The sequence below is a fragment of the Rhizobium sp. P1_E6 genome, from assembly GCF_056405875.1.
In genome coordinates this window covers 1-1,527 of the sequence record NZ_JBFUBG010000266.1, presented here as the reverse complement: position 1 = coordinate 1,527, position 1,527 = coordinate 1, and the positions used below count along the sequence as shown (strand labels likewise).

At 55.1% G+C, this 1,527-nt stretch carries 2 protein-coding genes; one reads left to right on the top strand and one right to left on the bottom strand.

Annotated elements, in window-relative coordinates; all coding sequences use genetic code 11:
* On the top strand, window positions 1-713 hold a 713-nt coding region (locus tag AC1D35_RS36080), incomplete at its 5' end, for a polysaccharide pyruvyl transferase family protein (protein ID WP_477942801.1).
* Between the two features lie 141 nt (window positions 714-854).
* On the opposite strand, the gene AC1D35_RS36075 is transcribed toward AC1D35_RS36080, so the two are convergent.
* Window positions 855-1,527 (bottom strand): glycosyltransferase family 2 protein (locus tag AC1D35_RS36075; RefSeq protein WP_477942799.1); only part of this gene is annotated, 673 nt, incomplete at its 5' end.

Sequence of the window (1,527 nt, the reverse complement as noted above, 5' to 3'; positions counted from 1 at the left end):
AGGAAATCCTGAGACGCTATCCAAACAGAAGAGTCATTCAGCTTCCTCAAACGATATTCTATGAACAGCCCGAAAAGGCTGCGAGTATGGCAGCGCTCTGCGAAGCACATAGGGATTTCGTGCTGCTGGTACGCGACCAGCGCAGCTATGACTTTGCGAAGGAGAATTTCAAGGCGGATATCAGGCTGTGCCCCGACAGCGCTTTCATGATCGAGAAACGAGATCGGCTGCCCCCTACTCATGAGCTATTGATGCTCCTGCGGCAGGACAAAGAGACACGCGGTGTCGACATTTCGAAGCATCAATATTCGAAGGATCGAGTTCTCATCGTCGACTGGCCCGAAGAAATTTCCGACAACTCGAAGCTCAACAAGATCAAGTCATACCTCTCGGCCAATGCTCACGAGCCCTGGCAGTTACTTCCAGGTAACAAGCATCACCGCCGCGGAAATCTGCTGGAGATGGTTGCGCGCGCTCGGTTGAAGACCGGAACCGAACTACTGTCGAAGGGGCGAACGGTCATCACGGATCGCCTTCACGGGCATATTCTTTGCACCCTTCTGGATATCCCGCACGTCGTCATCGATAACAGCTATGGCAAGATCAGTGGCTTTGCCAAGGCATGGGGGACATTCAGCGAAAACCGCTATTTCGCTCAGTCGCTCGATGAGGCAATTTCCATCCTTAAGGAGCGGCAAAACCTTGCGATCTGACGCCGTCCGGCGCGCGATTTATCAACGTCGAGGAATGTAGTGCAAGGCCTAGCGCGGCTCATAAGCGCGCTAGGTCACATAGACTAAGTGAGCCTCAAACACGCATCCGCGTGTCGCCAAAAGGTTACGCTTCCCTATTGATCACGGAAGTGCGCGCTTCTGAAACCGGACGATCCTCACGAACTCGGCAGCAAATTTTGCGAAATGCTCCGAAAAACCGAGCAGGCTGCCCCAAAATCTCTTTTCTGAACGGGTCGTGGTCTGTGCGAGGAATGCCCTTGCACTGGCAATTTCGCGTCCGAGGCGACGCCATGTTATAGGCCTGTGCGCCGGGCCAGACGTTTCCCACCAGCCGCGCACATAGGCGGCGCGCGTCTCAGGCTTCAAAAGATACTTCATATAATAAGCGCCCCGCCCCCGATCGTAGCTTAGCAGGATGTCCGGTACATCGGCCGCCTTACGACGATGATGATGCAGAATTACTGGACGAGGGTCGTATGCGCCTCGATATCCAGCCCATACTGCCGCCGCGACGGCATCGATATCCTCACAAGGGAAAGGCGTACCAGCACCAAGGCGACGGTCAAAGCCGCCGGTCTTGACCAGGACATCGCGTCTGATCACCATATTGGCGCCTTGAAGCATGCCTGCGGAAACATAAGCATTGGCAGGAATTTCGACCCTATGATCCCGCAGGTCGATGGTTACCGGCGCATCGTCCGGATCGAAGAGCTCGATACGCCCTCCGATAAAGCCCAATTCCGGGTCTTCACGAAAGACCTCCGCCACGCGATCGATGTAGTCAGCCGGCAAT